The organism is Caballeronia sp. NK8 (assembly GCF_018408855.1).
GTDB lineage: Bacteria > Pseudomonadota > Gammaproteobacteria > Burkholderiales > Burkholderiaceae > Caballeronia.
In genome coordinates, this window is sequence record NZ_AP024322.1 from 639,538 (window position 1) to 666,096 (window position 26,559).

Genomic DNA, 26,559 nt, shown 5'->3' on the forward strand with positions numbered 1-26,559 from the left:
GCCGCGTGACGCGCGCGACCGCCAGAAAATTGGAACTGTTCGATTCTGGCAACAAAAGCACGCGACGTGCCCGTCACAGCGCTTTCATCAATTGCGTGCAGGGTGTAAAAGTTTGATTGGCCTGAGCGCTCGTTCACGCGTGTCCGCTCAGGCCGCCGTTAGCGAAACACGCGCGCACGGGGCGCGCGCGCCGCAGTCTTCTTCATATGCCGATCATGGATACGATGGTTGCGCCGACCGCCGCAGAAGCGGTCTGGATCGTCAGGCTCCAGAGCCATCCTCAGTACGACTTCGTGCGTCTGAAGCGCGTGTTCACCGGCCACGGTTCGCGCCATCAGGTCGTGCTCGTCGATGTCGGGAAGCTGCTCGCGTGCGCCAATCGCGACGACACCGATTACGTGCTCAAGGCCGTCGACGACTGGCACGCGGGCAAGGTTCGCGGCATCCGCGAATTTCTCGACCCGGACAATCCGCGCGTGCCGGAAATGCCTTACGTGACGATCAGCGTGCGCCGCTCGCCGGGCTTGCTCGGGCTGCTCGGCGTGCACAGGGAAGGGGTCGTGGCGTTTCGCAACGGGCAGCATCGCGCGCGCTACATGGCGCACGCGGGCGCGTTATGCATGCCGGTGGAAGTGCATGAGCGCGAGGCGGCGCTGTTGCGCGAGATGTGCGCCGCGCCCGATGTATCGAGCGCGGAGTACGGGGAGAATTGAGTGCGGCGCGAGTGCGGCGCGATCGGCCAGACGGCAGGATCGCCGCCTGGCTGCTTCGGGGCGCCAGTGCTTCAGTTAGTTTGCCGTTGCCGAGGCGCCGCGCATCGTCTGCATGGGCATGATCGACTGCATGGGCGGGCGCATCACTTCGTCGGGCCGGCCGTTGCCTGCGGCGAATTCCCGGCTCAGATAGTCCAGCGCATAGTCGATGAAAAAGCGCGTCTTGGCGGGCAGATATTGCCGGCCCGGATAGACGATCGACACTTTCATGTCCGGATCATCGATGGAGTAGTCCTCCAGAAGGCGCACGAGCGTGCCGTCCTTCAGATCCGCCTGCACGATGCCCTCGGGCAGGATCGAAAAGCCCATGCCCTTGAGCGTGGCGAGACGCACCATCAGGCCGTTGTTGACCGTGTACACGGGCGCGAGCGTGATCTGGTCGGCGTCGCCCAGGCGATGCCGGAAGTGCCAGGTCTGGCTGCGCATCTCGTTCGGCAGTCCGACGGACGGGAAGTTGTGCAGATCCGTGGGCGAGCCGGGCATGCCGTGCTCGGCCACGAACGCCGGCGTCGCGACCGGAACGAGCGCATTGGTGCCGACGGGCCGCTCGATGAGCGCCGTGCTCGACACCATGAACGCGGTGACGATGCCCACGTCGTAGCCGTCCTCGACGAGATCGACATGGCGTTCCGCGAGCGTCAGGCGCACATTGACCTTCGGATAGAGCTTGCGAAAGCCGTCGACGAGCGGCGTCAGCGTGAGCAGCGAAAGCGCGCTCGACGCCACCACGCGCAGCGTGCCGCTCGGCTCGCCTTCGGTGTGCGTGACTGTGGACTCGAGATGATCCAGTTCCTCGAGCAACGCGCGGCAACCCTCGAGATAACGCGTGCCGGCTTCGGTGAGAGAAAGATTACGGGTGGTGCGGTTAATCAGGCGAGTTCGCAAATGCGCTTCGAGCATGGCGATTGCCCGAGTGACCAGCGCATTCGAAACATCGAGTTGTTGAGCAGCGCGGCGAAAGCTCTCCGTATCCGCCACACGCACGAAGACGCGCATTGCATGGATCTGGTTCATCACTGGTGCCCTCTCAGTTGTGTCACATTGCCCCAGACCGACTCAGTGCGACACGCGCATGTCCGATCGCTGAAGGATGTGTGAAGTCGATAATATTGACACTCGGCAAATATTGCAATAACCATGTTACGAAGATTAGGTAAGCGAAGCGCTTTTTTAAACCTCCATATGCACTGCGCCTGTGCGGCGCGTAATTTTGTCAGTTTGGCGCCATTCTTAATGGCGGCTGATTTCGATTTGTCTCAGGGACTATAAGACGTTGCGATCATTTCGACAATAAAATTGTGGATTTTCTTATGATATATGTCATGAATGCTTAATAACTCGCATTTCATGCTGCATTTTTGAATTCAAATGAAATTGATATATCTCTTCGTTGATTTTATTTATCGGTTTTCACGCTCGATTAATATTCTTGCAGCGCCCTTACAATCTGAATCGCGTGTGAATCCGAAAGGAAGCGAATTAAATCGTTCTGCCAATCCGATCAGAAACATCGATTCCGCGACTGGAGTCTTGCTTTCAAACCCGGCCGATATGCGGCGACGCTTATCGCCGCGCTGATTCCCGATGCCATAATCGACTCACACTCAAGGGAGGCTTCTGAATGGCTCAATCGAATCTGGCGTGCGTAACGCTCCCGGGCGGCGAAACGATCCCGAAGCTCGGTCAGGGAACTTGGGAAATGGGCGAACGCGCGAATGCGCGCAAGAGCGAGATCGCCGCGCTGCGCGAGGGCGTCGAGCTGGGAATGACGCTTATCGACACCGCCGAGATGTACGGCGACGGCGAAAGCGAAAAGCTCATCGCGGAGGCGCTCGGCGACAGGCGCGACGAGCTGTTCATCGTGAGCAAGGTGTATCCGCACAACGGCAGCGAACGCGGCGTGCAGACCGCGTGCGAACGCAGCCTGAAGCGCCTGAAGACCGACCGGATCGATCTGTATCTGCTGCACTGGCGCGGCGGGGAAGATCTTGAAGGCGTCGTTGCGGGTTTCGGGAAGTTGCAGCGCGACGGCAAGATCCGTCACTGGGGCGTGAGCAACTTCGACACCGACGACATGGAAGAACTCTTTTCGCTCGATGGCGGCAGCGCTTGCGCAACCGATCAGATTCTCTACAACGTCGCGCGGCGCGGAGCGGAGTTCGATCTGCTGCCGTGGCTGCGCGAGCGGCGCCTGCCCGCGATGGCGTACAGCCCCGTCGATCACGCGCGTCTGCCGCGCGGCGGCGCGCTGGAAAAGATCGCGGCGGCGCGCGGCGTGTCCGCGTTTCAGGTGGCGCTCGCGTGGGTTCTGCAGCAACCGGAGGTGTTCGCCATTCCGAAGGCGGCGGACGTCGCGCATGTCCGCGAGAATCGCGCGGCGCTCGACCTCGATCTGTCCGCCGATGAACTCGCGGACATCGATCAGCAGTTCAGGCCGCCGAAGTCGAAACGCTCGCTCGAAATGCTTTGATGCCGCGCCCGGTCAGGTGCACGCGTGATGCGCGTGCACCGAGCCGAGCACCGCGACTTCCGCGGGCGTGCGCCGCAGATCCGCTTCGTTGACCTGCTTCGCGTCGGCGAGGAAATCGTCGACGATCGAGGACACTTTCGTGTCCGTCAGGCACAGCGACACGCGCTTCGTGTCGTTATCGGAAAGCGACGCGCGCTGCGACAGGAACAGCACGCCGTATTGATAACCGCGCACGATGCCGCGCACCGCGCCCACGCATTGCCCTTGCGCCGTGTTGTCGGACTTCGCGGCGCACTGCTGCGCGAGCGCGTAGGCGGAAAAGCTAGGGTCGGCGGCGCCGGGCGTCGGGGCTTGCGGTGCGGTTTGCGCGTGCGCGGCCATCGCGACGCTGAAGGCGAACGTGCTGAGCGCGACGGAAAGGGCGGGTTTCATCGATGGAATCCTCGTTGTTGTGGACAGTGTCCCCTGAGAGGCGCGCGCGGCCGCTTTGGTTCCGCTCGGGTTCCCGATGAAGCCGCCTTCCTCTTGCGCGTAGTCAGTCCGCCTGACGTTGCAGCGCGCGCAATTCGTCGACGGGAATGTGGCAATGAATCGCGTGGCCATCGCCGGCGTCGCGGCACGGCGGTGTTTCGGTCTCGCAGATCGCGCCGATCTTGCGCCCGCAGCGCGTATGGAACACGCAGCCCGTGGGCGGATTCGCCGCGCTCGGCAATTCGCCCGATAAACGGATGCGCCTGGCGTGCGTCCCGTCGAGCGACGGCACCGACGACAGCAATGCTTCGGTGTACGGATGCTGCGGGCCGTCGAAGACCGCGGCCGCGCGACCGATTTCCATGATGCGGCCGAGATACAGCACCGCGATGCGATCCGACAGATAGCGCACGACGTGCAGATCGTGCGAGATGAACACGTAGCTCACGCGCCGCTCGCGCTGCAGATCGGCGAGCAGATTGAGGATCGCGGCCTGCACGGAGACGTCGAGCGCGGAGGTCGGCTCGTCGCAGACGACCACGCGCGGATCGCCCGCGAACGCGCGCGCGATGGCGACGCGCTGCTTCAGCCCGCCCGACAGTTGCCGCGTGCGCGAAGTCAGATAGCGCGCCGGCAGGCGCACGGCTTCGGTCAGGGTATGCAGACGTTGCTCCTTCGCCTCGCCGCGCAGCGCCGTGAGCTTCGACAGCGAACGCGCGATCAGACGCCGCACCGAATGCGCGCGGTTCAGCGCGGAATCCGGATTCTGGAACACGATCTGCAGCGACTTCACCTGTTCTTCGCTGCGCCGGGTCACGCGTTCGGGCAGCGCCGCGCCGTCGAGTTCGAGCGACGCGCCCTTGTCCGGCGACACGAGACCGAGCAGGAGCTTGGCGAGCGTCGTCTTGCCGCTGCCCGATTCGCCGACGAGACCGAGCGTCTCGCCTTGCTCGAGATCGAGCGAGACATCGTGGACGGCGCGCACCTCTTCATCGCCGACACGGAAGGTTTTGGAGAGATTGCGCGCCGATAGCGCTAGCGGCTGCCCGTCGCGAGGTTCGACGGGCGCGGGCGCTTCTTCGGTCGAGCGCGGCAGCGTCTGTGCGCGCTCGTGATAGTGACAGCGCGCCATCTGATCGCCGTGCGCGGACGCGACGCGATAGGGCGGCGGCGCATCGTTGAGACAGCGCTCGTCGGCGAGCTTGCAGCGCGGCGCGAAGATGCAGCCCTGCGCGATCGATCCCGGCAGCGGCAGCGAACCGGGAATCGTATCGAGCCGCCCGGTTTCCTTGCCGCGTCCCTCGCGCGGCAGGCAGCGCAGCAGGCCGACCGTGTACGGGTGACGCGGCTGCGCGAACACGTCGGCGGTGGCGCCTTCCTCGACGAGCTTGCCCGCGTACAGCACGCCGACGCGATCGCACATGCGCCCGATCACCGCGAGGTTGTGGCTGATGAAGAGCACGGCCGTGCCGAGTTCCGCACGTAATTGCGCGATGAGATCGAGCACTTCGGCTTCGACGGTGGCGTCGAGACCGGTGGTCGGTTCGTCGAGAATCAGCAGTTCGGGATTGCACGCGAGCGCCATCGCGATGACGACGCGCTGCTGCATCCCGCCCGACAGCTGATGCGGATAACTATCCATCACCCGCTCGGGAGACGCGATGCGCACGCGCTTCAGCATCTCGGCGGTGCGGGACAGCGCTTCATCGGCGGACGCGCCCGTGACTTCGAATGCTTCCGAGACTTGCCGCGCGATCGTCAGCGACGGATTCAGCGCGCGCCCGGGGTCCTGATAGACCATCGATACGGCGTTGGCGCGCATGCCGCGCAGCGCGTCGGCGTCGAGCGTGGCGACGTCGCGCCCGGCGATGGAAATGCGGCCCGCCTTCACGCGGCCGTTGCGCGGCAGGTAGCGCAGCACCGCGAGCGCGGCGGTCGACTTGCCGCAACCCGATTCGCCGACGAGTCCGTATGCCTCGCCGCGCTTCACGCGCAGCGTCACGTCCTGCAGCACTTCGCGCTCGCGTCCGCGCGCCCGATAGGCGACGGTGAGACCGACGATCGTGAGCGCGTCGGCCTGATCGCCTTTGGCGGCGCCGAACGTGGGAAAAGCCGACGGCGGCGGTCCGTTCATCGGTCGAGCGCTCCTTGCACGGCATCCGCGACGAGATTCACCGCGACGACCAGCGACGCGATCGCGGCGGCGTCGAACACGACGGTCCACCACGCGCCGCCCGCCATCAGCGTATAGCTTTCGGACAGCGCGAGGCCCCAGTCGGCCGATGGCGGCTGGATACCGAAGCCGAGGAACGAGAGCGTCGCGACCGCGAAGATCGCGTAGCCGAGCCGCACCGTCGCCTCGACGATGATCGGCGGCAGCACGTTCGGCAGAATCTCCGCAAACATGATGTAGAGCGCGTTTTCGCCGCGCAGTTGCGCCGCAAGTACGTAGTCCAGGTGCCGTTCGCTCAGCACGGCGGCGCGCACCGTGCGCGCGGTGATCGGCGCGAAGGTCAGGCCGATGACGAGAATCACCGTCGTGTTGCTCGCGCCGACGGCCGCCAGCGCGAGCAGCGCGACGATCACGAGCGGCAACGCGAGCAGCGCATCGATCGCGCGGCCGATGACGGCATCGACCCAGCCGTCGAAATAGCCGACGACGAGCCCGATCGCCGTGCCCGCCGCCGTGCCGAGCAAGGTCGCCAGAGGCGCGATGGTCAGGATGTCACGCGAGCCGACGATCACGCGCGCGAACACGTCGCGGCCGAGCTGATCGGTGCCGAACCAGTGATCGGCGGACGGCGCGACGAGCGAATTAAGCGGGTCCGACGCGTAAGGATCGTGCGGCACGAGCCAGTGGCCGAAGAGCGCGCACGCGACCCAGAACAGCAGGATCAGCACGCCGAGCACAAAGGTGCCCGAACGCAGCAGTGCGCCGAGCGCTTCGAAGCGTCTGGGTTTGACGGGCGCGGGGGACGCGGTGGCCGTGCTCATCGCGCGTCTCCGGAGGAATCGGCGGTGCGCAGGCGCGGATTGAGCACGACGTAGAGCGCGTCGGCGATCAGATTCGCCGCCGTATAGATCACGCCGATGGTCAGCACGCCGGCTTCGAGCATCGGAAAGTCCTTGCCCCGCGCGGCGGTGTAGATCAGCGAGCCGATGCCCTGGTAGTGAAACAGCGTCTCCACCACGACGAGCCCGCCGATCATGTAGCCGAGCTGCGTCGCGGCGACGGTCACGGTCGGCAGCAGCGCGTTGCGCAGCACATGCCGCACGATCACGACGCGTTGCGGCAAGCCCTTGAGAATCGCGGTGCGCGTGTAGTCGGCGTCGAGCGCTTCGACGGTGCCCGCGCGCGCCATCCGCGCGATATAGCCGAAGAACACGAGCACGAGCGGCAGCACCGGCAGAATCAGATGCTTCAGTTGCACGAGGATGTTCGCATCGGCGGGCGCGGTCGCTTCGATCGGCAGCCATTGCAGCCATACGCCGAAGATCAGGATCAGCACGATCGACGAGACGAACTCCGGCACAACCGTCGCCGTCAGTCCGCCGATGCTGATGAGCCGGTCGATCCAGCGTCCCGCGTGCAACGCCGCAAACACGCCGCCCGCGATGCCGAGCGGCACCACGACGATGAACGCGAGCGCGCCGAGCTTCGCCGAGGCCCACAGCGCACTGCCGATGAACGGCGCGACCGGCGCGCGAAACGCATAGGACTCGCCCATGTCGCCGCGCAGGAAATGGCTGATCCAGCTCGTGTATTGCGTGAGAAGCGGCCGGTCGACGCCGAGCTGATGATTGAGCGCCGCGACGGCGCGCGCATCGGCGAGCGGGCCGAGAATCGCGCGGCCGACGTCGCCGGGCAGGAGCTGGCCGCCGGCGAACACGATCATCGACAGCAGCCAGAGCGTGACGAGCGCGAGCAGCAGCCGCACGCCGATGAAGCGCACGACGCGTTTCATTTTGGCGAAGTCGGCGGCGTGCGCCGTCGGCGTGACGGTGCTCATTTACGCGGACACCGTCGCGCGGTCGAACCACATCTGCGAGATCGCGTTGAAGCGCACGCCGGAGACGTTCGCCCGCGTGACGATCAGCTGGTCGTAGAAGTAGGGGATCACGACCGGCGTTTCGTCGAGCAACAGACGCTGGATCTGGCCTGAGAGCTTCTTCTGCGAGGCGACATCGAGCGCCGCGACGAACTGCGCGACGAGTTTGTCGTACTCCGGATTCTTGAAGTGCGCCGCGTTCCAGGTGCCGCTGCTCGTCAGCGGCGCGTTGAGGAACACGTTCGGCACGCCGCGATGCCCGTAATCCGTGATGCCGAGCGGCGAATCCAGCCAGTCCGATTTGCCGAACGTGCCTGAGCCGTAATAAAGGTCCTGGCTTTCCACCTTCAACTGGATGCGGATGCCGACGGCCTTCGCCGCGTTCTGCACGACCACCGCGAGATCGGGAATCTCCATGTACTTCTCGGTCGTCAGCGTGATGTCGAAGCCGTTCGCGACGCCTGCCTCGCTCATCAATTTCTTCGCTTGAGCGATATCGATCTTGCGTTGCGGCACGGTGAGATCGCTCGACGGAAACACCGGCGCGAACGGGCTGTCGTTGCCGACCTGCGCGCGGCCGCGAAACAGTCCCTTGACGATCACTTCGCGGTCGATCGCGAGCGCCAGTGCCTGACGCACGCGCTTGTCCTTGAACGCGCCCATGTTGCAACGCATGTGAATCTGCCGATGCGAACTCGATTTCGTGCCCAGCACCTTGAACTGCGGATTCGTGAGGATCGAGACGCCGCCCTGCACGGTGAAATCGCCCATCACGTCGGCTTGGCGGCCTTGCATCGCCAGGAGTTGCGCCTGCTGGTCCGCGTAGAAGGAGAAGCTCACGCGATCGGGCAAGGACTTCTCGCCCCAGTAGTCGGGATTGCGCACGAACGACGCACCGACCTTCGGCGTGTATTTCTCCAGCTTCAGCGCGCCCGTGCCCATGAAGGTCTTTTCATAGGGGCCGGTGAAACTGGCCGGCAGGATCACCGCGTTATACGTATTCGACGAAACGTAGTACGGGAAATTGCCGTTGGGCGCATCGAGATGAAACTCGACGGTGTGATCGTCGACGGCCTTCGCCGAGTCCTTCGACAGCACGCCCTTGAGCACCGAAAGCGCAGCCGAGCCCGCGCCCGGATCGGACAGGCGGTTGAAGGTCGCGACGACGTCCTTCGCGGTCATCGGCTGGCCGTCGTGGAACTTCACGTTCTGGCGCAACTTGAAGGTCCACACGTCGCCCTTCGCATTCGACGACCACGACAGCGCCAGCGCGGGCTTGAGCGTCAGATGCTCGCTGTCGTCGTCGATCAGGAATTCGCCCGTCTGGTTGATGAGCGCGAGACCGGCGGCGTCCGTCACGGTGAGCGGATCGACGGCGCCCGCCGGCATCAGATGCGCGACGCGGATCGTGCCGCCCGGCTTGCCCGCGCCCTGCGCGCGTGCGGACGGCATGCCGAACAGGCCGCCTGCCGTCAACGCCACGCCCAGCACGCTCGCGTGGCGCAACAGTTCGCGGCGCGTCAGGCGGCCGGCCTTGAATTCGTCGATCGCGTGATTGCCCAGTTCACCCGCATGCGGGCGGGCGAGATCGAGGAGATGCGCGTCGGTCGAAGGTTTCTTCATCGTGTGCGGATGTCGGTAAGGTCGCGCTCGCGCGATCGTTCGCCGCGCAAGCGCTCAGGATAGCCGCGCCAAAAGCGCCGCCGCGTCTTGGTGGGGTAGCAAGGAACGCGCCGGGGTTTCATCGCGCGCGCCTCTGGCCGCCTCAGTGATCGTGTGGATGCTTGTGAATGGGATCGACCCAGTAGACCGCCTCGGGCTGCTCCACGGCATCGATATTCAGGTTCACCACCACCGCTTCGTTATCGCTGCGCACGAGCACGCATTCGAGGGGATCGTCGGTGCTGGCGTTGATTTCCTGGTGCGGCACGTAGGGCGGCACGAAAATGAAGTCGCCGGGACCGGCCTCGGCGGTGAATTCGAGGTGCTCGCCCCAGCGCATGCGCGCCTGGCCGTGCACGACATAGATGACGCTTTCGAGCGCGCCGTGATGATGCGCGCCGGTCTTCGCGTTCGGATGGATCGTGACCGTGCCGGCCCAGATTTTCTGCGCGCCGACGCGCGCCGCGTTGATCGCGGCCGCGCGGTTCATGCCCGGCGTCTGTGGGGTGTTGGTGTCGAGCTGATCGCCCTTGATGACCTTGACGCCGTGTTCGCGCCAATCAACATGCTGATGATGTGGGTCGCTCATGTCGGTTTTATCGTCTGCGGATATGAAAAGTCCGTTGCCGCCACCAACCGAGCGAGCAACGGACTTCCGATACTACACGCTTAAGCGCCGATCATTTCGCTTTCGCGTTGACGATCGCCTCCGAGACATTGCCCGGCGTTTCCGCGTAGTGCTTGAACTCCATCGTGTAAGTGGCGCGGCCTTGCGTCAACGAGCGCAGCGACGTGGAGTAGCCGAACATCTCGGCGAGCGGCACTTCCGCGCGCACCAGCTTGCCGCCGCCGCCCGCGATGTCTTCCATGCCCTGCACGATGCCGCGCCGGCCGGAGAGATCGCCCATCACGTTGCCCATGAAGTCTTCGGGCGTTTCCACTTCGACGGCCATCATCGGTTCGAGCAGCACCGGTCTCGCGCGGCGCATGCCTTCCTTGAACGCCATCGAGCCGGCCATGCGGAACGCGTTTTCGTTCGAGTCCACGTCGTGATAGGAGCCGAAGGTCAGCGTCACCTTCACGTCGACGACCGGATAGCCCGCGAGCACGCCGGCCTTCAGCGTTTCCCGAATGCCTTTGTCGACTGCCGGAATGAACTCGCGCGGAATCACGCCGCCCTTGATCGCGTCGACGAATTCGTAGCCCTTGCCCGGATCCGGCTCAAGCGTGATGACCGCGTGACCGTACTGGCCGCGTCCGCCAGACTGCTTGACGAACTTGCCTTCGACATCCGCGACCTTGTTGCGCACGGTCTCGCGATACGCGACCTGCGGCTTGCCGACCGTCGCCTCGACGCCGAACTCGCGCCTCATCCGGTCGACGAGAATTTCGAGGTGCAGCTCGCCCATGCCGGAAATGATGGTCTGGCCGGATTCCTCGTCGCTCGTGACGCGGAACGACGGATCTTCCTGCGCGAGACGATTCAACGCGATGCCCATCTTTTCCTGGTCGGCCTTGGTCTTCGGCTCCACCGCCTGCGAGATCACCGGCTCCGGGAAGATCATCCGTTCGAGGATGATGACGTGGTTCGGATCGCATAGCGTGTCGCCGGTCGTCGCTTCCTTCAGGCCGACCGCCGCCGCGATATCGCCCGCGCGCACTTCCTTGATTTCCTTGCGCTCGTTCGCGTGCATCTGCAGGATGCGGCCGAGACGCTCCTTCTTTTCCTTCACCGGGTTGTAGACCGTGTCGCCCGAATTCACCACGCCCGAATAGGTGCGAAAGAAAATCAACTGGCCGACGAACGGGTCCGTCATGATCTTGAAGGCGAGCGCGGAGAACGGCTCGTCGTCGCTCGGATGGCGTTCCGCTTCCTTGTCGTCTTCGGTGTGGCCGAGGATCGCGGGCACGTCGACGGGCGAGGGCAGGTAGTCGATCACCGCGTCGAGCATCGCCTGCACGCCCTTGTTCTTGAACGCGCTGCCGCACAGCATCGGCACGATTTCATTGGCGATGGTGCGCTTTCTCAGCGCCGACTTGATCTCGTCTTCGGTCAGGCTCTCGTGATCTTCCAGATACTTCTCGAGCAGATCCTCGCTCGATTCCGCCGCCGCCTCGACCATCTTGCCGCGCCACTCGTGCGCGAGCTCCTTGAGGTTGTCGGGAATCTCCTCGTAGTTGAACTTGATGCCCTGGCTGTCGTCGTCCCAGACGATCGCCTTCATCTTCACGAGGTCGACCACGCCCTGAAAATGCTCTTCCGCGCCGATGGGAATCTGGATCGGCACCGCAACGCCCTTCAGGCGCTCGCCGATCTGCCGCTGCACGCGAAAGAAGTCCGCGCCCACGCGGTCCATCTTGTTGACGAACGCGATGCGCGGCACCTTGTACTTGTTCGCCTGACGCCACACGGTTTCGGACTGCGGCTGCACGCCGCCGACGGAGTCGTAGACCATGCACGCGCCGTCGAGCACGCGCATCGAGCGTTCGACTTCGATGGTGAAGTCGACGTGTCCCGGCGTGTCGATGATGTTGATGCGGTGTTCCGGATAGTTGCCGGCCATGCCTTTCCAGAAGGCCGTCGTGGCCGCGGAGGTGATCGTGATGCCGCGTTCCTGCTCCTGCTCCATCCAGTCCATCGTGGCCGCACCGTCGTGAACCTCGCCGATCTTGTGCGTCACGCCGGTGTAGAAAAGGATGCGCTCGGTAGTCGTCGTCTTGCCGGCATCGATGTGAGCGCTGATCCCGATGTTCCGATAGCGCTCGATGGGAGTCTTGCGGGGCACGTGAACCTCCTGTTGATATGTCGACCCGTGGCCGTCATGCGGCGGCCGTCAGCGCGGCCTGAAGTGGCCTGAAGTATCCAATACGCGTCGCGCTGAATCTTTTCAGGATAGCGCGTCGGCAGGCTTTTTGCAGGAATCCCGCCGGCCCGCTGCAAAGGATTTCGCAGGCGCAAAAAAACCGGCGTGTCGCGCGACGACGCCGGTTTTCGAGTGGAGCGCGGATGCGTTACTGCACGCGCGGCAATCCCTTGATCTGCGTGCCCGGCTTGATGCCTTTCGCCGCGAACCAGCCCTTGGGCATCTCCAGCGCATACACGCCGTTATTGCGCGGGCAGTGATTGTTCTCGGTCTCGGCCTGCATCTCGTCGATGTCGGTGATCGTGCCGTCGGCGCGGATGAACGCGATCGACAGCGGGATCAGCGTGTTCTTCATCCAGAAGCAATGCACCGCGTTTTCGTTGAACACGAAGAGCATGCCTTCGTTCGGTGCGAGTTGCGATCGGTACATAAGACCTTGCTCGCGATCGGCATCGTTCGCGGCGACGGCGGCGTCGATCACGTACATGCCCGCGGTGAGTTTCGCGCGCGGAAAATCGGATGGCTGCTTGGCGCCAGGCGGCATCGTCTGCGCTTGCGCGAGCGGGAGCGCCGCGAACGGCAGCATCAATGCAATTACGCATGCGCGGATCGTGGCGGCGATGCGCGAGCGCCGGGCCGAAGCCGTCGAACCGAATGAAGACACCAAGGCACGCAACAACAGATTCACGACGATGCTCCTCTCAAGACGAACGTTGTGCCGGAAGTTCCGGCGGCCCCGCGCATGTTACTCGATGCGCAGACACAAAACAAAAGGGCAGATGCCTTGCGGCCATCTGCCCTTCAACGCCGTAGAAACGGCGGTAATGCTCGTTCTTGACTTCGCTATACCGCCGTTTACAACGAACTTACTGAGCTGCCGAAGCGGCTTCCGGAGCCGAAGCGGCTGCCTTCTTGTGCGACTTGTGCGACGACTTGTGCGACGACTTCTTGTGAGCCGACTTGTGAGCCGACGAAGCAGCTGCCGGAGCAGCAGCAGCCGGTGCCGAAGCTTCTTGTGCGAAAGCGGCGGTTGCGAACAGGCCAGCGACGAGAGCAGCGATCAGTTTGTTCATGTGTGAATCCTTTAGCTTGAGTAAATTAACCAAACGACCCGGTCATTGAGTCATGTCGGTAAACGAGCCACCTACCTTTCGGTTGACAGTCGTATCGATAAATTGATTTTCGATACGGCCGCGACGCTTGAACCTTTCAAACACCCTGGAGCACAAAGGTTGTTGTAATCAGTTTTCGCTCATGCCGGATAGCTTTCTGCGGCATCTGTGGCCCTTAACGCCTCGCGAGATGAGTCGGTTGACGCGATTTACAGAGAATTGCGCAGCAGACCAAAAAAATTATTCGCCGCGCGATAAGCGCTACTCGATCTTCGTGACACGCGTTCAAGCACATCGCATTGAATCGTGCAATGCCGCTTATTTTCGAGATAGTTGAATGCGATTCAACGAACGCGCTGCCACGGCGCGCCCGGCGCCACCTCGACGGTCTCGCCGGGCGCGATGCCGAGCGTGAAGATATCGAGCGCGCCGATCGCGACGCGCACCAGCCGCAAGGTCGGAAAGCCGACCGCCGCCGTCATGCGTCTGACCTGCCGGTTCTTGCCTTCGGTGATGGCGAGCTCGATCCACGTCGTCGGGATGGCGGCGCGATAGCGGATCGGCGGCGTGCGCGGCCAGAGGGCATCGATCGCGCTTGCGTCGACGAACGCGGTGCGGCAGGGGCGCGTCACGTAGTCGCCGAGGTCGACGCCCTTTGCGAGCCGCGCGAGCGCGTCGTCGCCGGGCGCGCCTTCGACTTGCGCCCAATAGCGCTTGACGAGCTTGTGGCGCGGCTCGGCGATGCGCGCCTGCAGCGCGCCGTCATCGGTGAGGAGCAGCAAGCCCTCGCTGTCCGCGTCGAGCCGGCCGGCGGGATAGACGCCCGGCGTCTTCACCCAGTCGCCGAGCGACGCGCGCGTTTCATGCGCGGAGAACTGGCAGATGGTGCCGAAGGGCTTGTTGAGGGCGATGAGCGGCATCGAAGACTCTGGAGCGGGGGCCTGGATCGAATGCGGCATCTTAATGCATGCGCGGGGCTGCCTCAGGCGCGCCGGGGCAGGCCAGCATGGTTAGAATGATGTCGTGACCAACATCGCGGCAGCGTTTGTGCCTGCACCTGCGCCCGCGCATGCTGCATCGCATTGCTCTCGCTGTTCAGTTGCCAGTTTCCAATTCAAGCCCGGCCTTATTTGGAGTCGACCATGTCGTATCAGCACATCAAGGTTCCGGCGGACGGTGACAAGATCACCGTCAACGCGGACTATTCGCTCAACGTCTCGGATCAGCCGATCATCCCGTATATCGAGGGCGACGGCACGGGCGTCGACATCACGCCGGTGATGATCAAGGTCGTCGACGCGGCGGTGGAAAAGGCCTACGGCGGCAAGCGCAAGATCCAGTGGATGGAAATCTACGGCGGCGAAAAGGCGACCCGCGTCTACGGCCCGGACGTCTGGCTGCCCGATGAAACGCTCGAAGCGGTGAAGGACTACATCGTGTCGATCAAGGGCCCGCTGACGACGCCGGTCGGCGGCGGCATCCGTTCGCTGAACGTTGCGCTTCGTCAGCAACTCGATCTGTATGTATGTCTGCGGCCGGTGCGCTACTTCAAGGGCGTGCCGTCCCCGGTGCGCGAGCCGGAGAAGATCGACATGGTGATCTTCCGCGAAAACTCGGAAGACATTTACGCGGGCGTCGAGTGGGCGGCGGAGTCGCCCGAGGCGAAGAAGGTCATCAAGTTCCTGCGCGAGGAAATGGGCGTGACCAAGATCCGCTTTCCGGAATCGTCGGGGCTCGGCATCAAGCCGGTGTCGCGCGAGGGCACGGAGCGGCTCGTGCGCAAGGCGATCCAGTATGCGATCGACAACGATCGCCGCTCGGTGACGCTCGTGCACAAGGGCAACATCATGAAGTTCACCGAAGGCGCGTTCCGCGACTACGGTTACGCGCTCGCGCAGAAGGAGTTCAACGCAGAGCTGATCGACGGCGGCCCGTGGATGAAGGTCAAGAATCCGAAGTCGGGCAACGACATCGTCGTGAAGGACGTGATCGCCGATGCCTTCCTGCAGCAGATCCTGCTGCGTCCCGCCGAATACGACGTGATCGCGACGCTCAACCTGAACGGCGACTACATCTCGGATGCGCTCGCGGCGCAGGTGGGCGGCATCGGCATCGCGCCGGGCGCGAACATGTCGGATTCCGTCGCGATGTTCGAAGCGACGCACGGCACCGCGCCGAAGTACGCGGGCAAGGATTACGTGAACCCGGGCTCCGAGATTCTCTCGGCCGAAATGATGCTGCGCCATCTCGGCTGGTTCGAGGCGGCGGACCGGATCATTGCGTCGATGGAACAGTCGATTCTTTCGAAGCGCGTCACGTACGACTTCGCACGCCTGATGGAAGGCGCGACGCAGGTATCGTGTTCGGGTTTTGGAGCGGTGATGATCGAGAATATGTGAGAACTCACCGCAGTTCGTTCGTCGTGTTGAATAAAAACCCCGGAAGGCCTACGGTCTCCGGGGTTTTTAACAGGCGCGGGTGTCTCATATATGAGCAAGAGGGGCAGCGGTAAAAAGCAGGGCGTAAAAAAACCCGGCGCGCGGCCGGGTTTCACGAGGCAAAGTGCGATCGAACGGTCAGGCCGATTCCTGGATGTTCGAAGCCTGCTTGCCCTTCGGTCCCTGGACGATCTCGAAGCTGACCTTCTGGCCTTCTTTGAGTGTCTTGAAACCGTTCATTTGAATCGCCGAGAAATGTGCGAACAGATCCTCGCCGCCTTCATCGGGCGTGATGAATCCGTAGCCTTTCGCGTCGTTGAACCACTTGACCGTACCAGTAGACATTCGTACTTCCCCTCTAACTCTCGTCGCAACCTGAGCACGCTCGAAAAGCGGCCACCCCACACTGTGAACCGCCCCCTCCTCACAAGCTCACCTCGGCCTCTTTTTTTTGGTCCGCGGTTGGCCCCCGGAAAAAAGTGCCAGTTTGATTGTTAAATCTCTTAAATCGAGTGTCAAGGAATTTTTGGGATAGCCGTTAAGCTCGTTGCAAAGCGCGCATTCGTAGGGTAATTCCTGCATTGCGTGTGCGCTGCCGTCCAAGCACGTCATCTTGAAAAGTCGCATAATCGACTCACCTGTGGGTTATCCGGCGGCCCGCGACGCCCGGTGCTCGGTTTGTTTTTTTTGTAGCTGTGCGATACTGGATTCGACGAGGTGCAAGCGGGCCGCGCCGAATGGTTGGGCAGCGGCAGGATCCGATGGACGAGAGCTGAGCGAGTGCGATTCCGGCAGTTCATACCGACCAGGCGGTCGGTTCGCTGGAGCGGCAATTGCGGGGGCGTCCGTGTTGTTTAGAATGGGTGTATGGCGACAAATCCCAACAAGCAGGATGGCACGGTACTGGAGCGGCAGGAGCAGAAGCTCAAGAAGCCGGCCATGTACAAGGTGGTGCTGCTGAATGACGACTTCACGCCGATGGAATTCGTCGTGATGATCGTGCAGGAATACTTCAATAAAGATCGTGAGACTGCGACGCAGATCATGCTGAAAGTTCATCGCGAAGGCAGGGGAGTTTGTGGGGTCTACACGCGAGATATCGCGTCGACCAAAGTTGAGCAAGTCGTTAGCCATGCACGGCAAGCGGGACATCCGCTGCAGTGCGTGATGGAGGAAGCATGATTGCCCAGGAACTGGAAGTCAGTCTGCACATGGCGTTTATGGAAGCACGTCAGGCGCGGCACGAGTTCATAACGGTCGAGCATCTCCTGCTCGCCCTGTTGGACAATCCGACCGCGGCTGAGGTGTTGCGCGCCTGCGCAGCCAACATTGAAGATTTGCGTCAGAACCTGCGCAATTTCATTCATGACAACACGCCGACCGTGCCCGGCACGGACGACGTCGATACTCAGCCGACGCTTGGTTTCCAGCGCGTGATCCAGCGCGCGATCATGCACGTGCAATCGACCTCGAACGGCAAGAAGGAAGTGACCGGCGCGAACGTGCTGGTCGCGATCTTCGGCGAGAAGGATTCGCACGCGGTGTACTACCTGCAGCAGCAGGGCGTGACGCGTCTAGATGTCGTGAATTTCATTTCGCATGGCATCGCGAAGACCAACAGCGGCGATGCCGCGAAGGCGAACAGCGAAGTCAATCCGGAATCGGAAGACGCCGCCGCGCAGAAGGAAACGCCGCTCGCGCAGTTCACGCAGAACCTCAATCAGCTTGCGAAGGACGGCAAGATCGATCCGCTGATCGGCCGCGAGCTGGAAGTCGAGCGCGTGGTGCAGGTGCTGTGCCGCCGACGCAAGAACAATCCACTGCTGGTCGGTGAGGCCGGTGTCGGCAAGACCGCGATCGCAGAGGGTCTCGCGTGGCGCATCACGCGCGGCGAAGTTCCGGACATTCTCGCCGACGCGCAGGTCTATTCGCTCGACATGGGCGCGCTGCTCGCGGGCACGAAGTATCGCGGCGATTTCGAGCAGCGTCTGAAGACGGTGCTCAAGGAACTGAAGGAGCGTCCGCACGCGATTCTGTTCATCGACGAGATTCATACGCTGATCGGCGCGGGCGCGGCTTCGGGCGGCACGCTCGACGCATCGAACCTGCTGAAGCCGGCGTTGTCGTCGGGGCAGTTGAAGTGCATCGGCGCGACCACGTTCACGGAATATCGCGGCATCTTCGAGAAGGACGCGGCGTTGTCGCGTCGTTTCCAGAAAGTCGATGTCACGGAGCCGACTGTCGAGCAGACTGTCGCGATCCTGCGCGGTCTCAAGACGCGCTTCGAAGAGCATCACGGCGTGAAGTATTCGTCGGGTGCGCTGTCGGCGGCGGCGGAACTGTCGGCGCGCTTCATCACGGATCGTCATCTGCCGGACAAGGCGATCGACGTGATCGACGAAGCGGGCGCGGCGCAACGCATCCTGCCGAAGTCGAAGCAGAAGAAGACCATCGGCAAGAGCGAGATCGAAGAGATCATCTCGAAGATCGCGCGCGTGCCGGCGCAAAGCGTGTCGCAGGACGACCGCAGCAAGCTGCAGACGCTCGACCGCGATCTGAAGGCCGTCGTGTTCGGCCAGGATCCGGCCATCGACGCGCTGTCGGCGTCGATCAAGATGGCGCGCGCGGGCCTCGGCAAGCTGGACAAGCCGATCGGCGCGTTCCTGTTCTCCGGCCCGACGGGCGTCGGCAAGACCGAAGTCGCCAAGCAGCTCGCGTTCACGTTGGGCATCGAACTGCTGCGCTTCGACATGTCGGAGTACATGGAGCGTCACGCGGTGAGCCGGCTGATCGGTGCGCCGCCGGGCTATGTCGGATTCGATCAGGGCGGTCTGCTGACCGAAGCCGTCACGAAGAAGCCGCACTGCGTGCTGCTGCTCGACGAAATCGAGAAGGCGCATCCGGACATCTACAACGTGCTGCTGCAGGTGATGGATCACGGCACGCTGACGGACAACAACGGCCGCAAGGCGGACTTCCGCAACGTCATCATCATCATGACGACGAATGCGGGCGCCGAGGCGATGGGCAAGGCGGTGATCGGCTTCACGTCGCGTCGCGAGTCGGGCGACGAAATGGCCGACATCAAGCGCATGTTCACGCCGGAGTTCCGCAACCGTCTGGATCAGATCATCAGCTTCCGCTCGCTGGACGAGGAAATCATCCTGCGCGTGGTCGACAAGTTCCTCATGCAGCTGGAAGATCAGTTGCACGAGAAGAAGGTCGATGCGGTCTTCACCGACGCTTTGCGCAAGCATCTCGCGAAGCACGGTTTCGATCCGCTGATGGGCGCGCGCCCGATGCAGCGTCTGATTCAGGACACGATCCGTCGTGCGCTGGCCGACGAACTGCTGTTCGGCAAGCTGCTCAACGGCGGCCGCGTGACGGTGGATGTCGATGCGGACGACAAGGTGCTGCTCACGTTCGACGAGAACTCGGCGCCGCCGCGCAATCCGAATCCGGAAGCGATCGAAGTGGATTAATCGTAGGGGTCTTGGCAAGAAAAAAACGGCGCGGTTTCGACCGCGCCGTTTTTTTATGTACCCGCAATGAAGCTCAGTGCTTGCCCGTGCTGCCGAAACCACCGGCGCCGCGTTCGCTCGCCTCGAAATCGTCGACGATATTGAACTGCGCCTGCACGACCGGCACGATGACCATCTGCGCGAGACGCTCCATCGGATTGAGCGTGAACACGGTGTCGCCGCGATTCCATGTCGAGACCATCAACTGGCCTTGATAATCCGAATCGATCAGTCCGACGAGATTGCCGAGCACGATGCCGTGCTTGTGGCCGAGGCCCGAGCGCGGCAGGATCACCGCGGCGTAGCCGGGATCGGCGAGATGAATGGCGAGGCCGGTCGGCACGAGCACGGTCTGATGCGGCTCGATGACGAGCGGCGCATCGAGGCACGCGCGCAGATCGAGGCCCGCGCTGCCGGGCGTGGCGTAGGCGGGCATGTAGTCGCGCATGCGCGCATCGAGAATCTTGACGTCGAGTTTCATGGATCGAGGCGTTATTGATGCGATCGGCCGAGCTCGAAGGCTTCGGCCAAAAGTTGATAGGACCGCGTGCGCGCGGCGTAGCTGCCCGAGACTGTCAGAACGATCAGTTCATCGGCGTTGAATTGTTCCTGCAGCGCGTGCAGCTTTTCCGTCACGCGCTCCGGCGTGCCGATGATGCTGCGCGCCTTCTCATGCGCGATCACCGCCAGCTCGCGCTCGCCGTAGACCTGAGAGATGCCTTGCGCGATGCTCGGTATCGGCTGGTTGATGCCATACGCCATCTGCACGCGGCGCAGATCGACGGCGCGCTCGAGCGCCTCGGCTTCGCGATCCGTATCGGCGCAGATCACGAAGACCGCCGCCGCCAGATAGGGCTTGTCCTCGTGCCCGGCGGCGAAGCGCTCGCGATACGCCTCTGCCACGCGATGCCCGTATTGCGCGTTGATGAAATGCGCGAACGCAAAGCGAATGCCGAGCTGCGCGGCGAGCAGGCCGCCGAACTCGCTGGAGCCGAGCATCCACAACTGCGGACGCGTATCGATCTGCGGCTGCAACAGCACGCCTTTGGCGAGCGAGTCATCCGGAAGATTGCCGCTGAAGAGCCCGATCAGTTCCGCGACTTGCTGCGGGAAGAGGTCGCCGCGATTGTACGAACCTGCCGCGACCGCTTGCGCGGTATGCATGTCGCCGCCGGGCGCGCGTCCGACGCCGAGATCCACGCGATTCGGGAACAGCGCTTCGAGCATGAGGAACTGCTCGGCGACCTTGAACGGCGAATAATACGGCAGCATCACGCCGCCCGAGCCGATGCGGATGCGCTTCGTCAGACTGCCGATGCGCGCGAGCATCACTTCGGGGCACGGGTTCGAGACGCCGTACAAACCGTGATGCTCCGCGCACCAGTAGCGCGTGTAGCCGAGATCGTCGGCGAGTTGTGCGAGATCGAGCGTCGCGGCGATCGCGTCGGCGGTGCTGTGGCCGTGAATGACCGGCGTCTGATCGAGAACGGAAAGCTTCGTCATGAGAGCAGCGGGCCGCCGGTTTTCGGTGCGCGCCGGGCGATTTCCGCGATCAGCGTGCGTGCGAGCTGCTGCTTGTCGGCGCGCGGCAGCGGCGTCGCGCCGGAGGCTTCGAAGAGCACGACTTCGTTGTCGTCGCGGCCGAAGGTGAGCGGGCCGAGATTGCCGATCAGCAGCGGCACGTTCTTGCGTTTGCGCTTGTCTTCGCCGTGGACATCGAGATCGCCGCTTTCCGCCGCGAAGCCGACGCAGTAGGGCGGATTCGGCAGCTTCGCCACCGTGGCGAGAATGTCGGGATTTTCGACGAAGCTGAAGGTCGGCAAGGCGTCGCCGGTCTTTTTGATCTTCTGTTCGCTCACGTGATCGACGCGCCAGTCCGCGACCGCGGCCACCGCGATGAAGATGTCCGCGTCGGGCGTTGCGGCCATCACGGCGTCGTGCATCTGCTGCGCGGTCTGCACGTCTTCGCGATACACGCCCCACGGCGTGGCAAGCGCCACCGGACCGGCGACGAGGTGCACATCCGCGCCCGCCTGCGCCGCCGCGCGCGCGAGCGCGAAACCCATCTTCCCCGACGAGCGATTGGTGATGCCGCGCACCGGATCGAGCGGTTCGAGGGTAGGGCCCGCGGTGATCAGCACGCGCTGGCCGCGCAAGATCTTCGGCTGGAAGAAGGCGCAGATCGCCTCGAACGCGGCTTCCGGCTCGATCATGCGGCCATCGCCGACTTCGCCGCACGCCTGCGAGCCCGAATCCGGCCCGAGCACCTCGACGCCGTCTGCGCGAAGCTGCGCGACATTGCGTTGCGTCGCCGGGTTCTGCCACATCTGCCGATTCATCGCGGGCACGACGAGCAGCGGACAATCGCGCGCGATGCACAGCGTCGAGAGCAGATCGTCGCACCTGCCTTGCGCGAGCTTCGCGAGGAAGTCGGTCGAGGCGGGCGCGATGACGATGGCATCCGCCTCGCGCGAGAGATCGATGTGCGGCATGTTGTTCGGCATGCGCGCATCCCATTGCGACGTATAGACGGGACGGCCCGAGAGCGCCTGCATCGTGACGGGCGTGATGAACTGCGTGGCCGCTTCGGTCATCACGATCTGCACCGTCGCGCCGGCCTTGATGAGAAGACGCGTGAGTTCGGCGATCTTGTAGCAGGCGATGCCGCCGGTCAGGCCTAAAACGAGATGTTTGCCCGCGAGTTCCAACTTGCCTCCATCGCAAAAGAACACGGCTCCGATGAGGGAGCCGTGCGTGAACATCAGCGCGAACCGCGCACGCGCCGCAATTCGTCGAACACCAGCAGCACCGCGCCGACGGTGATCGCGCTATCGGCGAGATTGAACGCGGGCCAGTGCCACGCATTCACGTGAAAGTCCAGAAAGTCGATCACATGCCCGTACGCGATCCGGTCGATCACATTGCCGATCGCACCGCCCATGATGAGCGAGAGCGCGAGACAGAAGAGCCGTTGCGTAGCATGCTTCTTCAGCAGATAGCAGATCACGATAGCCGCGACGACGCCCAGCGCCGTGAACGCCCAGCGCTGCCAGCCGCCGGCCATCGCGAGAAAGCTGAACGCCGCGCCGCGGTTGTACACGAGCAGCAGGTTGAAGAAGGGCGTGAGCGCGTGCGGATCGCCATAGGCGAACACGCGCTGCACGGCGATCTTCGTCAACTGGTCGAACAGGATCACGATCAGCGCGACGCCGAGCCACGGCGCGAGCGACCCACTGCTGGAAGTTTGTTTCGCCATCGTTCGAGCCATTATGCTGCGCCTCGCGTTTCGCCGGCGCCGAAGAGGTTGGAGAAGCAGCGGCCGCACAGGCCGGGGTGATCCGCGTGCGAGCCGACATCCGCGCAATAGTGCCAGCAGCGCTCGCACTTCAAGTAGCTCGATGCCGTCACGTCGACGCCTTCATCCGCTTCGCCCGCCACCTTTTCCAGTCGCGCCGATGACGTGATGAGCACGAAGCGCAGCGCATCGCCGAGGCTTGCGAGCGCGTCGTAGCGCGCGCCGCTCGCGCGAACCACGACTTCCGCCTGCAGCGACGAACCGATCTGGTTGGCCGTGCGCGCTTCTTCGAGCGCCTTGGTGACGTCGCCGCGCGCGTTGCGGATGAGCGTCCACTTGTCGAGCAGATCGCCGCCGTTCGCGATGTCCGGATACGCCGCGAAGACTTCGTTGAAGATCGTCTCCTGGCCGGGCTTGAGCACCTTGTACGCTTCTTCCGCCGTGAACGACAGATACGGCGCGACGAGCCGCAACAGGCCGTGCGCGATATGGAACAGCGCGGTCTGCGCGCTGCGGCGTTCGCGCGAATCGGGCTTCGTCGTGTAGAGGCGGTCCTTCAGCACGTCGAGGTAGAAGCCGCCGAGGTCTTCCGAACAGAACGTCGCGATCTTCGCGACCACCGGATGGAACTCGTACTTCTCGTAGTGCGCGAGCGCGTCGTCCTGCAGGTTGCGCGTGAGCGCGATGGCGTAGCGATCGATCTCCAGCCAGTCCTGAACCGGCAGCGCGTTCTTCTCGAAGTCGAAATCGGAAAGATTCGCGAGCAGGAAGCGCAGCGTATTGCGGATACGTCGATACGTCTCCGTGACGCGCTTGAGAATTTCCTCGGAGATCGCGAGCTCGCCGGAATAATCCGTCGATGCGATCCACAGGCGGATGATTTCCGCGCCGAGCCGGTTCGACACCTCATGCGGATCGATGCCGTTGCCGAGCGACTTCGACATCTTGCGGCCTTCGCCATCGACGGTGAAGCCGTGCGTGAGCAGCGCGTCGTAGGGCGGGCGGCCGTCGAGCATCGACGCCGTCAGCAGCGACGAATGGAACCAGCCGCGATGCTGGTCCGAGCCTTCGAGATACAGATCGGCCGGGAACTGCAGCGAATCCTTGTGCGATCCGCGCAGCACGTGCCAGTGCGTCGTGCCGGAATCGAACCACACGTCGAGCGTGTCGCGGTTCTTTTCGTACAGGTTGGCGTCGTCGCCGATCAGCTCGCGCGGATCGAGCTTCTGCCAGGTCTCGATGCCGCCTTCCTCGACGCGCTTCGCCACTTCTTCCAGCAACTCCAGCGTGCGCGGATGCAGCTCGCCGGTTTCCTTGTGCACGAAGAACGCCATCGGCACGCCCCATTGACGCTGACGCGAAAGCGTCCAGTCCGGGCGGTTCGCGATCATGCTGTAGAGACGCTGCTTGCCCCACGACGGATAGAACGCCGTGTTCTCGACGCCTTCCAGCGCGGTCTCGCGCAGCGTCTTGCCGCCGTCCTTCGGCTTCACGTCCATGCCCGCGAACCATTGCGAGGTCGCGCGATAGATGATCGCCGTCTTGTGACGCCAGCAATGCATGTAGCTGTGCGTGTACTTTTCGCTCTTCAACAGCGAGCCCGCGCCCTCGAGCGCCTCGACGATCTGCGGATTCGCCTTCCAGATCGACAGTCCGCCGAACAGCGGCAGCGATTCGATATAGCGGCCATCGCCCATCACCGGATTGATGATGTCGGAATCCGCCATGCCGTGCGCCTTGCACGACACGAAGTCTTCCACGCCGTACGCCGGCGACGAATGCACGATGCCCGTGCCGCTTTCGGTCGTCACGTAGTCGCCGAGATAGACGGGCGCGGTGCGCTTGTAGCCCGGATGCGCGGCCGCGAGCGGATGATGGAAGCGCAGATTGGTGAGCTTCTCGCCGGGCGTTGTCGCGATGACTTCACCGGGAATGCCGTAGTTCTGCAGGCACGCTTCGACGCGTTCTTCCGCCAGGATCAGCAGCCCGCGCGGCGTATCGACGAGCGCGTAGACGATCTCCGGATGCACGTTGAGCGCCTGGTTGGCGGGGATGGTCCAGGGCGTCGTCGTCCAGATGACGACGCCGCCTTCCGGCTTCGGCAGCGCATTCAGGCCGAACGCCTGCGCCGTCTTCTCCGGTTCCGCGAACCCGAACACCACGTCGATGGTCGGATCGGTCTTGTCCTTGTACTCGACTTCCGCTTCGGCCAGCGCCGAGCCGCAGTCGAAACACCAGTTCACCGGCTTCAGGCCACGAAACACGTAGCCCTTTTCCATGATCTTGCCGAGCGCGCGGATTTCGCCGGCCTCGTTGGCGAAGTTCATCGTCTTGTACGGATTGTCCCAGTCGCCCAGCACGCCCAGGCGCCGGAAGCCGGCCTTCTGCTTCTCGATCTGCTCGCCCGCGTACGCGCGCGCCTTCTGCATCACTTCGGCGGCGGGCAGCGACTTGCCGAACTGCTTTTCGATCTGGATTTCGATCGGCATGCCGTGGCAGTCCCAGCCCGGCACGTAGACCGCGTCGAAGCCCGCGAGATTGCGCGCCTTGACGATCATGTCCTTCAGGATCTTGTTGACCGCGTGCCCGAGGTGGATGTCGCCGTTCGCGTACGGCGGGCCGTCGTGCAGGATGAACTTCTTGCGGCCCTTCGAGGCGGCGCGGATCTTCTCGTAGACCTTGTTGTCCTGCCATTCCTTGACCCACGCAGGTTCGCGCTTGGGCAGGTCGCCGCGCATCGGGAAAGGCGTGTCGAGCAGGTTGACGGGGTACTTCGAGGAGGCTTTCTCTTTCTTGTCGCTCATGGGTGACTCAGTGAATTCGGTGAGACGGCGCTTTGGACTTGCGCGCGGTGTGTCGATGAGGGCGGGGCAGCGGGCGACGCAAAGGTGCGCCGCGCGCTCACCTAATTCGGTCGGTCGCCGAAATGGCGAAGCCCGTGGCGCGGCTGCCCGCGTTGCTGGCGGGCGGAAGGCCGAAGTACGCGCGCGCGTTGTCGACATCCCGCGCGATGGCGGCGGACAGCGTTTCGAGGTCGACGTACTTTTCCTCGTCGCGCAGCTTCTTCAGAAATTCGACGCGCACGAGCTTTCCGTACGCATCGCCGTGCCAGTCGAGCACGAAGACTTCGAGCAGCACGCGGCCGGAGTCGTCGACGGTCGGACGCAGGCCGAGACTGGCGACGGCGGGCAGCGGTTCATCGCCAAGACCATGCACGCGCACGACGAAAATGCCCGCGAGCGCCGGCCGCTTGTGCGCGATCGGCAGGTTCAGCGTGGGAAAGCCGAGATCGCGGCCGAGCTTTGCGCCGTGCACGACGTGCCCGCTGATGATGTACGGCCGCCCGAGCGCGACCTGCGCCGCGTCCAGATCGCCCGCGACCAGCGACGCCCGCACCGACGACGACGAAATGCGCGCGCCATTCGGATGCGCGACGGTGGCCATCTGCTCGACTTCGAAGCCGTACGTTTCGCCGGCGGCCTTGAGCGATGCGAAGTCGCCCGCGCGTTTCGCGCCGTAGCAGAAGTCGTCGCCGACCATCACCCAGCGCGCGTGCAGGCCATCGACGATGACGTTTTTCACGAACGTATCCGGCGACTGGCTCGCGAACGTCTTGTTGAAATGCTCGACCACCACGCGATCGACGCCGTTGGTGCGCAACGCTTCGAGCTTGTCGCGCAGCATGGCGATGCGCGGCGGCGCGCCCGCCGGATTGAAGAACTCGCGCGGATGCGGCTCGAAAGTCATCACGCAGACCGGCAGGCCGCGCGCGTCGGCGGCGGCCCGCACGTGCGCGAGCAGCGCCTGGTGACCGCGATGGACACCGTCGAAGTTGCCGATGGTCAGCGCGCAGGGCGCCCGGCTTTCGGCATTGGGAAGGCCGCGAAAGACTCTCACGATAGGC

Annotated in this window: 23 protein-coding genes; 5 read left to right on the forward strand and 18 right to left on the reverse strand. The window is 63.6% G+C overall.

Annotation, left to right across the window (positions count from 1 at the left end; all coding sequences use genetic code 11):
- Nucleotides 1–206 precede the first annotated feature (206 nt).
- Nucleotides 207–713 carry a hypothetical protein gene (locus NK8_RS02975; protein ID WP_162065025.1) on the forward strand — a complete coding sequence of 169 codons (507 nt, stop codon included), beginning with the start codon at nucleotides 207–209 and terminating at the stop codon, nucleotides 711–713.
- A 75-nt stretch (nucleotides 714–788) separates the two neighbouring features.
- Here the strand turns inward: NK8_RS02975 and NK8_RS02980 are convergent, their stop codons facing one another.
- Entirely contained in the window at nucleotides 789–1,787 is a 999-nt protein-coding gene (locus NK8_RS02980; protein ID WP_213227349.1) for a LysR family transcriptional regulator, read from the reverse strand.
- A gap of 607 nt (nucleotides 1,788–2,394) precedes the next feature.
- Between NK8_RS02980 and NK8_RS02985 the strand changes: the two genes are divergently transcribed.
- Nucleotides 2,395–3,243 carry an aldo/keto reductase gene (locus NK8_RS02985; RefSeq protein ID WP_213227351.1) on the forward strand — a complete coding sequence of 283 codons (849 nt, stop codon included), beginning with the start codon at nucleotides 2,395–2,397 and terminating at the stop codon, nucleotides 3,241–3,243.
- 12 nt (nucleotides 3,244–3,255) lie between these two features.
- Here NK8_RS02985 and NK8_RS02990 read toward each other — a convergent pair whose 3' ends face one another.
- The 10 genes from NK8_RS02990 to NK8_RS03035 all read right to left on the reverse strand — a co-directional run bounded on the left by NK8_RS02990 (nucleotide 3,256) and on the right by NK8_RS03035 (nucleotide 14,321).
- The gene (locus NK8_RS02990) at nucleotides 3,256–3,624 is read right to left on the reverse strand and encodes a Rap1a/Tai family immunity protein (protein WP_225936232.1); all 369 of its coding nucleotides are present in this window, start codon (nucleotides 3,622–3,624) and stop codon (nucleotides 3,256–3,258) included.
- 154 nt (nucleotides 3,625–3,778) lie between these two features.
- A complete protein-coding gene (locus tag NK8_RS02995) occupies nucleotides 3,779–5,848 on the reverse strand; it encodes an ABC transporter ATP-binding protein (protein WP_213227353.1) in 2,070 nt (689 codons plus the stop codon).
- Nucleotides 5,845–6,708 (reverse strand): ABC transporter permease, encoded by an 864-nt coding sequence (locus NK8_RS03000; protein WP_162065029.1) that lies wholly within the window; start codon nucleotides 6,706–6,708, stop codon nucleotides 5,845–5,847. The genes NK8_RS02995 and NK8_RS03000 overlap by 4 nt, the downstream gene beginning before the upstream one ends.
- Nucleotides 6,705–7,724: an ABC transporter permease gene (locus NK8_RS03005; RefSeq protein ID WP_213227356.1), complete on the reverse strand. Its 1,020-nt coding sequence runs from the start codon at nucleotides 7,722–7,724 to the stop codon at nucleotides 6,705–6,707. Before NK8_RS03005 ends, NK8_RS03000 begins: the two co-directional genes overlap by 4 nt.
- Nucleotides 7,725–9,386, reverse strand: coding sequence for an ABC transporter substrate-binding protein (locus NK8_RS03010; RefSeq protein WP_213227358.1), 1,662 nt, complete (start codon nucleotides 9,384–9,386; stop codon nucleotides 7,725–7,727).
- A 142-nt stretch (nucleotides 9,387–9,528) separates the two neighbouring features.
- Nucleotides 9,529–10,014, reverse strand: coding sequence for a cupin domain-containing protein (locus NK8_RS03015; RefSeq protein ID WP_213227360.1), 486 nt, complete (start codon nucleotides 10,012–10,014; stop codon nucleotides 9,529–9,531).
- Between the two features lie 91 nt (nucleotides 10,015–10,105).
- Nucleotides 10,106–12,211 carry an elongation factor G gene (gene fusA, locus NK8_RS03020; RefSeq protein ID WP_213227363.1) on the reverse strand — a complete coding sequence of 702 codons (2,106 nt, stop codon included), beginning with the start codon at nucleotides 12,209–12,211 and terminating at the stop codon, nucleotides 10,106–10,108.
- A 226-nt stretch (nucleotides 12,212–12,437) separates the two neighbouring features.
- Nucleotides 12,438–12,875, reverse strand: coding sequence for a DUF192 domain-containing protein (locus NK8_RS03025; protein ID WP_213228459.1), 438 nt, complete (start codon nucleotides 12,873–12,875; stop codon nucleotides 12,438–12,440).
- 280 nt (nucleotides 12,876–13,155) lie between these two features.
- Nucleotides 13,156–13,362 (reverse strand): hypothetical protein, encoded by a 207-nt coding sequence (locus NK8_RS03030; protein WP_162065034.1) that lies wholly within the window; start codon nucleotides 13,360–13,362, stop codon nucleotides 13,156–13,158.
- 383 nt (nucleotides 13,363–13,745) lie between these two features.
- Complete coding sequence (locus tag NK8_RS03035) at nucleotides 13,746–14,321, reverse strand: pseudouridine synthase (protein ID WP_213227365.1); 576 nt, start codon at nucleotides 14,319–14,321, stop codon at nucleotides 13,746–13,748.
- A gap of 222 nt (nucleotides 14,322–14,543) precedes the next feature.
- Here NK8_RS03035 and icd point away from each other — a divergent pair, with 222 nt between their 5' ends.
- Nucleotides 14,544–15,800, forward strand: coding sequence for an NADP-dependent isocitrate dehydrogenase (gene icd, locus NK8_RS03040; RefSeq protein ID WP_213227367.1), 1,257 nt, complete (start codon nucleotides 14,544–14,546; stop codon nucleotides 15,798–15,800).
- Between the two features lie 177 nt (nucleotides 15,801–15,977).
- Here icd and NK8_RS03045 read toward each other — a convergent pair whose 3' ends face one another.
- A complete protein-coding gene (locus tag NK8_RS03045; RefSeq protein ID WP_035497884.1) occupies nucleotides 15,978–16,184 on the reverse strand; it encodes a cold-shock protein in 207 nt (68 codons plus the stop codon).
- A gap of 522 nt (nucleotides 16,185–16,706) precedes the next feature.
- Between NK8_RS03045 and clpS the strand changes: the two genes are divergently transcribed.
- Both clpS and clpA read left to right on the forward strand, forming a co-directional pair.
- Entirely contained in the window at nucleotides 16,707–17,021 is a 315-nt protein-coding gene (gene clpS / locus NK8_RS03050; protein WP_061135498.1) for an ATP-dependent Clp protease adapter ClpS, read from the forward strand.
- Entirely contained in the window at nucleotides 17,018–19,321 is a 2,304-nt protein-coding gene (clpA, locus tag NK8_RS03055; RefSeq protein WP_162065037.1) for an ATP-dependent Clp protease ATP-binding subunit ClpA, read from the forward strand. The genes clpS and clpA overlap by 4 nt, the downstream gene beginning before the upstream one ends.
- Before the next feature lie 73 nt (nucleotides 19,322–19,394).
- On the opposite strand, the gene dut is transcribed toward clpA, so the two are convergent.
- From dut to NK8_RS03085, 6 genes are all read right to left on the reverse strand, one after another.
- Nucleotides 19,395–19,841, reverse strand: coding sequence for a dUTP diphosphatase (gene dut, locus NK8_RS03060; protein ID WP_213227369.1), 447 nt, complete (start codon nucleotides 19,839–19,841; stop codon nucleotides 19,395–19,397).
- Between the two features lie 11 nt (nucleotides 19,842–19,852).
- The gene (locus tag NK8_RS03065; protein WP_162065039.1) at nucleotides 19,853–20,863 is read right to left on the reverse strand and encodes an LLM class flavin-dependent oxidoreductase; all 1,011 of its coding nucleotides are present in this window, start codon (nucleotides 20,861–20,863) and stop codon (nucleotides 19,853–19,855) included.
- On the reverse strand, nucleotides 20,860–22,122 hold the full coding sequence (gene coaBC, locus NK8_RS03070; protein WP_213227371.1) for a bifunctional phosphopantothenoylcysteine decarboxylase/phosphopantothenate--cysteine ligase CoaBC: 1,263 nt from the start codon (nucleotides 22,120–22,122) through the stop codon (nucleotides 20,860–20,862). The genes NK8_RS03065 and coaBC overlap by 4 nt, the downstream gene beginning before the upstream one ends.
- Nucleotides 22,122–22,628 (reverse strand): signal peptidase II, encoded by a 507-nt coding sequence (lspA, locus tag NK8_RS03075; RefSeq protein WP_061172980.1) that lies wholly within the window; start codon nucleotides 22,626–22,628, stop codon nucleotides 22,122–22,124. The genes coaBC and lspA overlap by 1 nt, the downstream gene beginning before the upstream one ends.
- Nucleotides 22,628–25,459, reverse strand: a complete 2,832-nt coding sequence (gene ileS / locus NK8_RS03080) for an isoleucine--tRNA ligase (protein ID WP_213227373.1) — start codon at nucleotides 25,457–25,459, stop codon at nucleotides 22,628–22,630. Before ileS ends, lspA begins: the two co-directional genes overlap by 1 nt.
- A 97-nt stretch (nucleotides 25,460–25,556) precedes the next feature.
- Complete coding sequence (locus tag NK8_RS03085) at nucleotides 25,557–26,552, reverse strand: bifunctional riboflavin kinase/FAD synthetase (RefSeq protein ID WP_162065042.1); 996 nt, start codon at nucleotides 26,550–26,552, stop codon at nucleotides 25,557–25,559.
- Nucleotides 26,553–26,559: the final 7 nt, after the last annotated feature.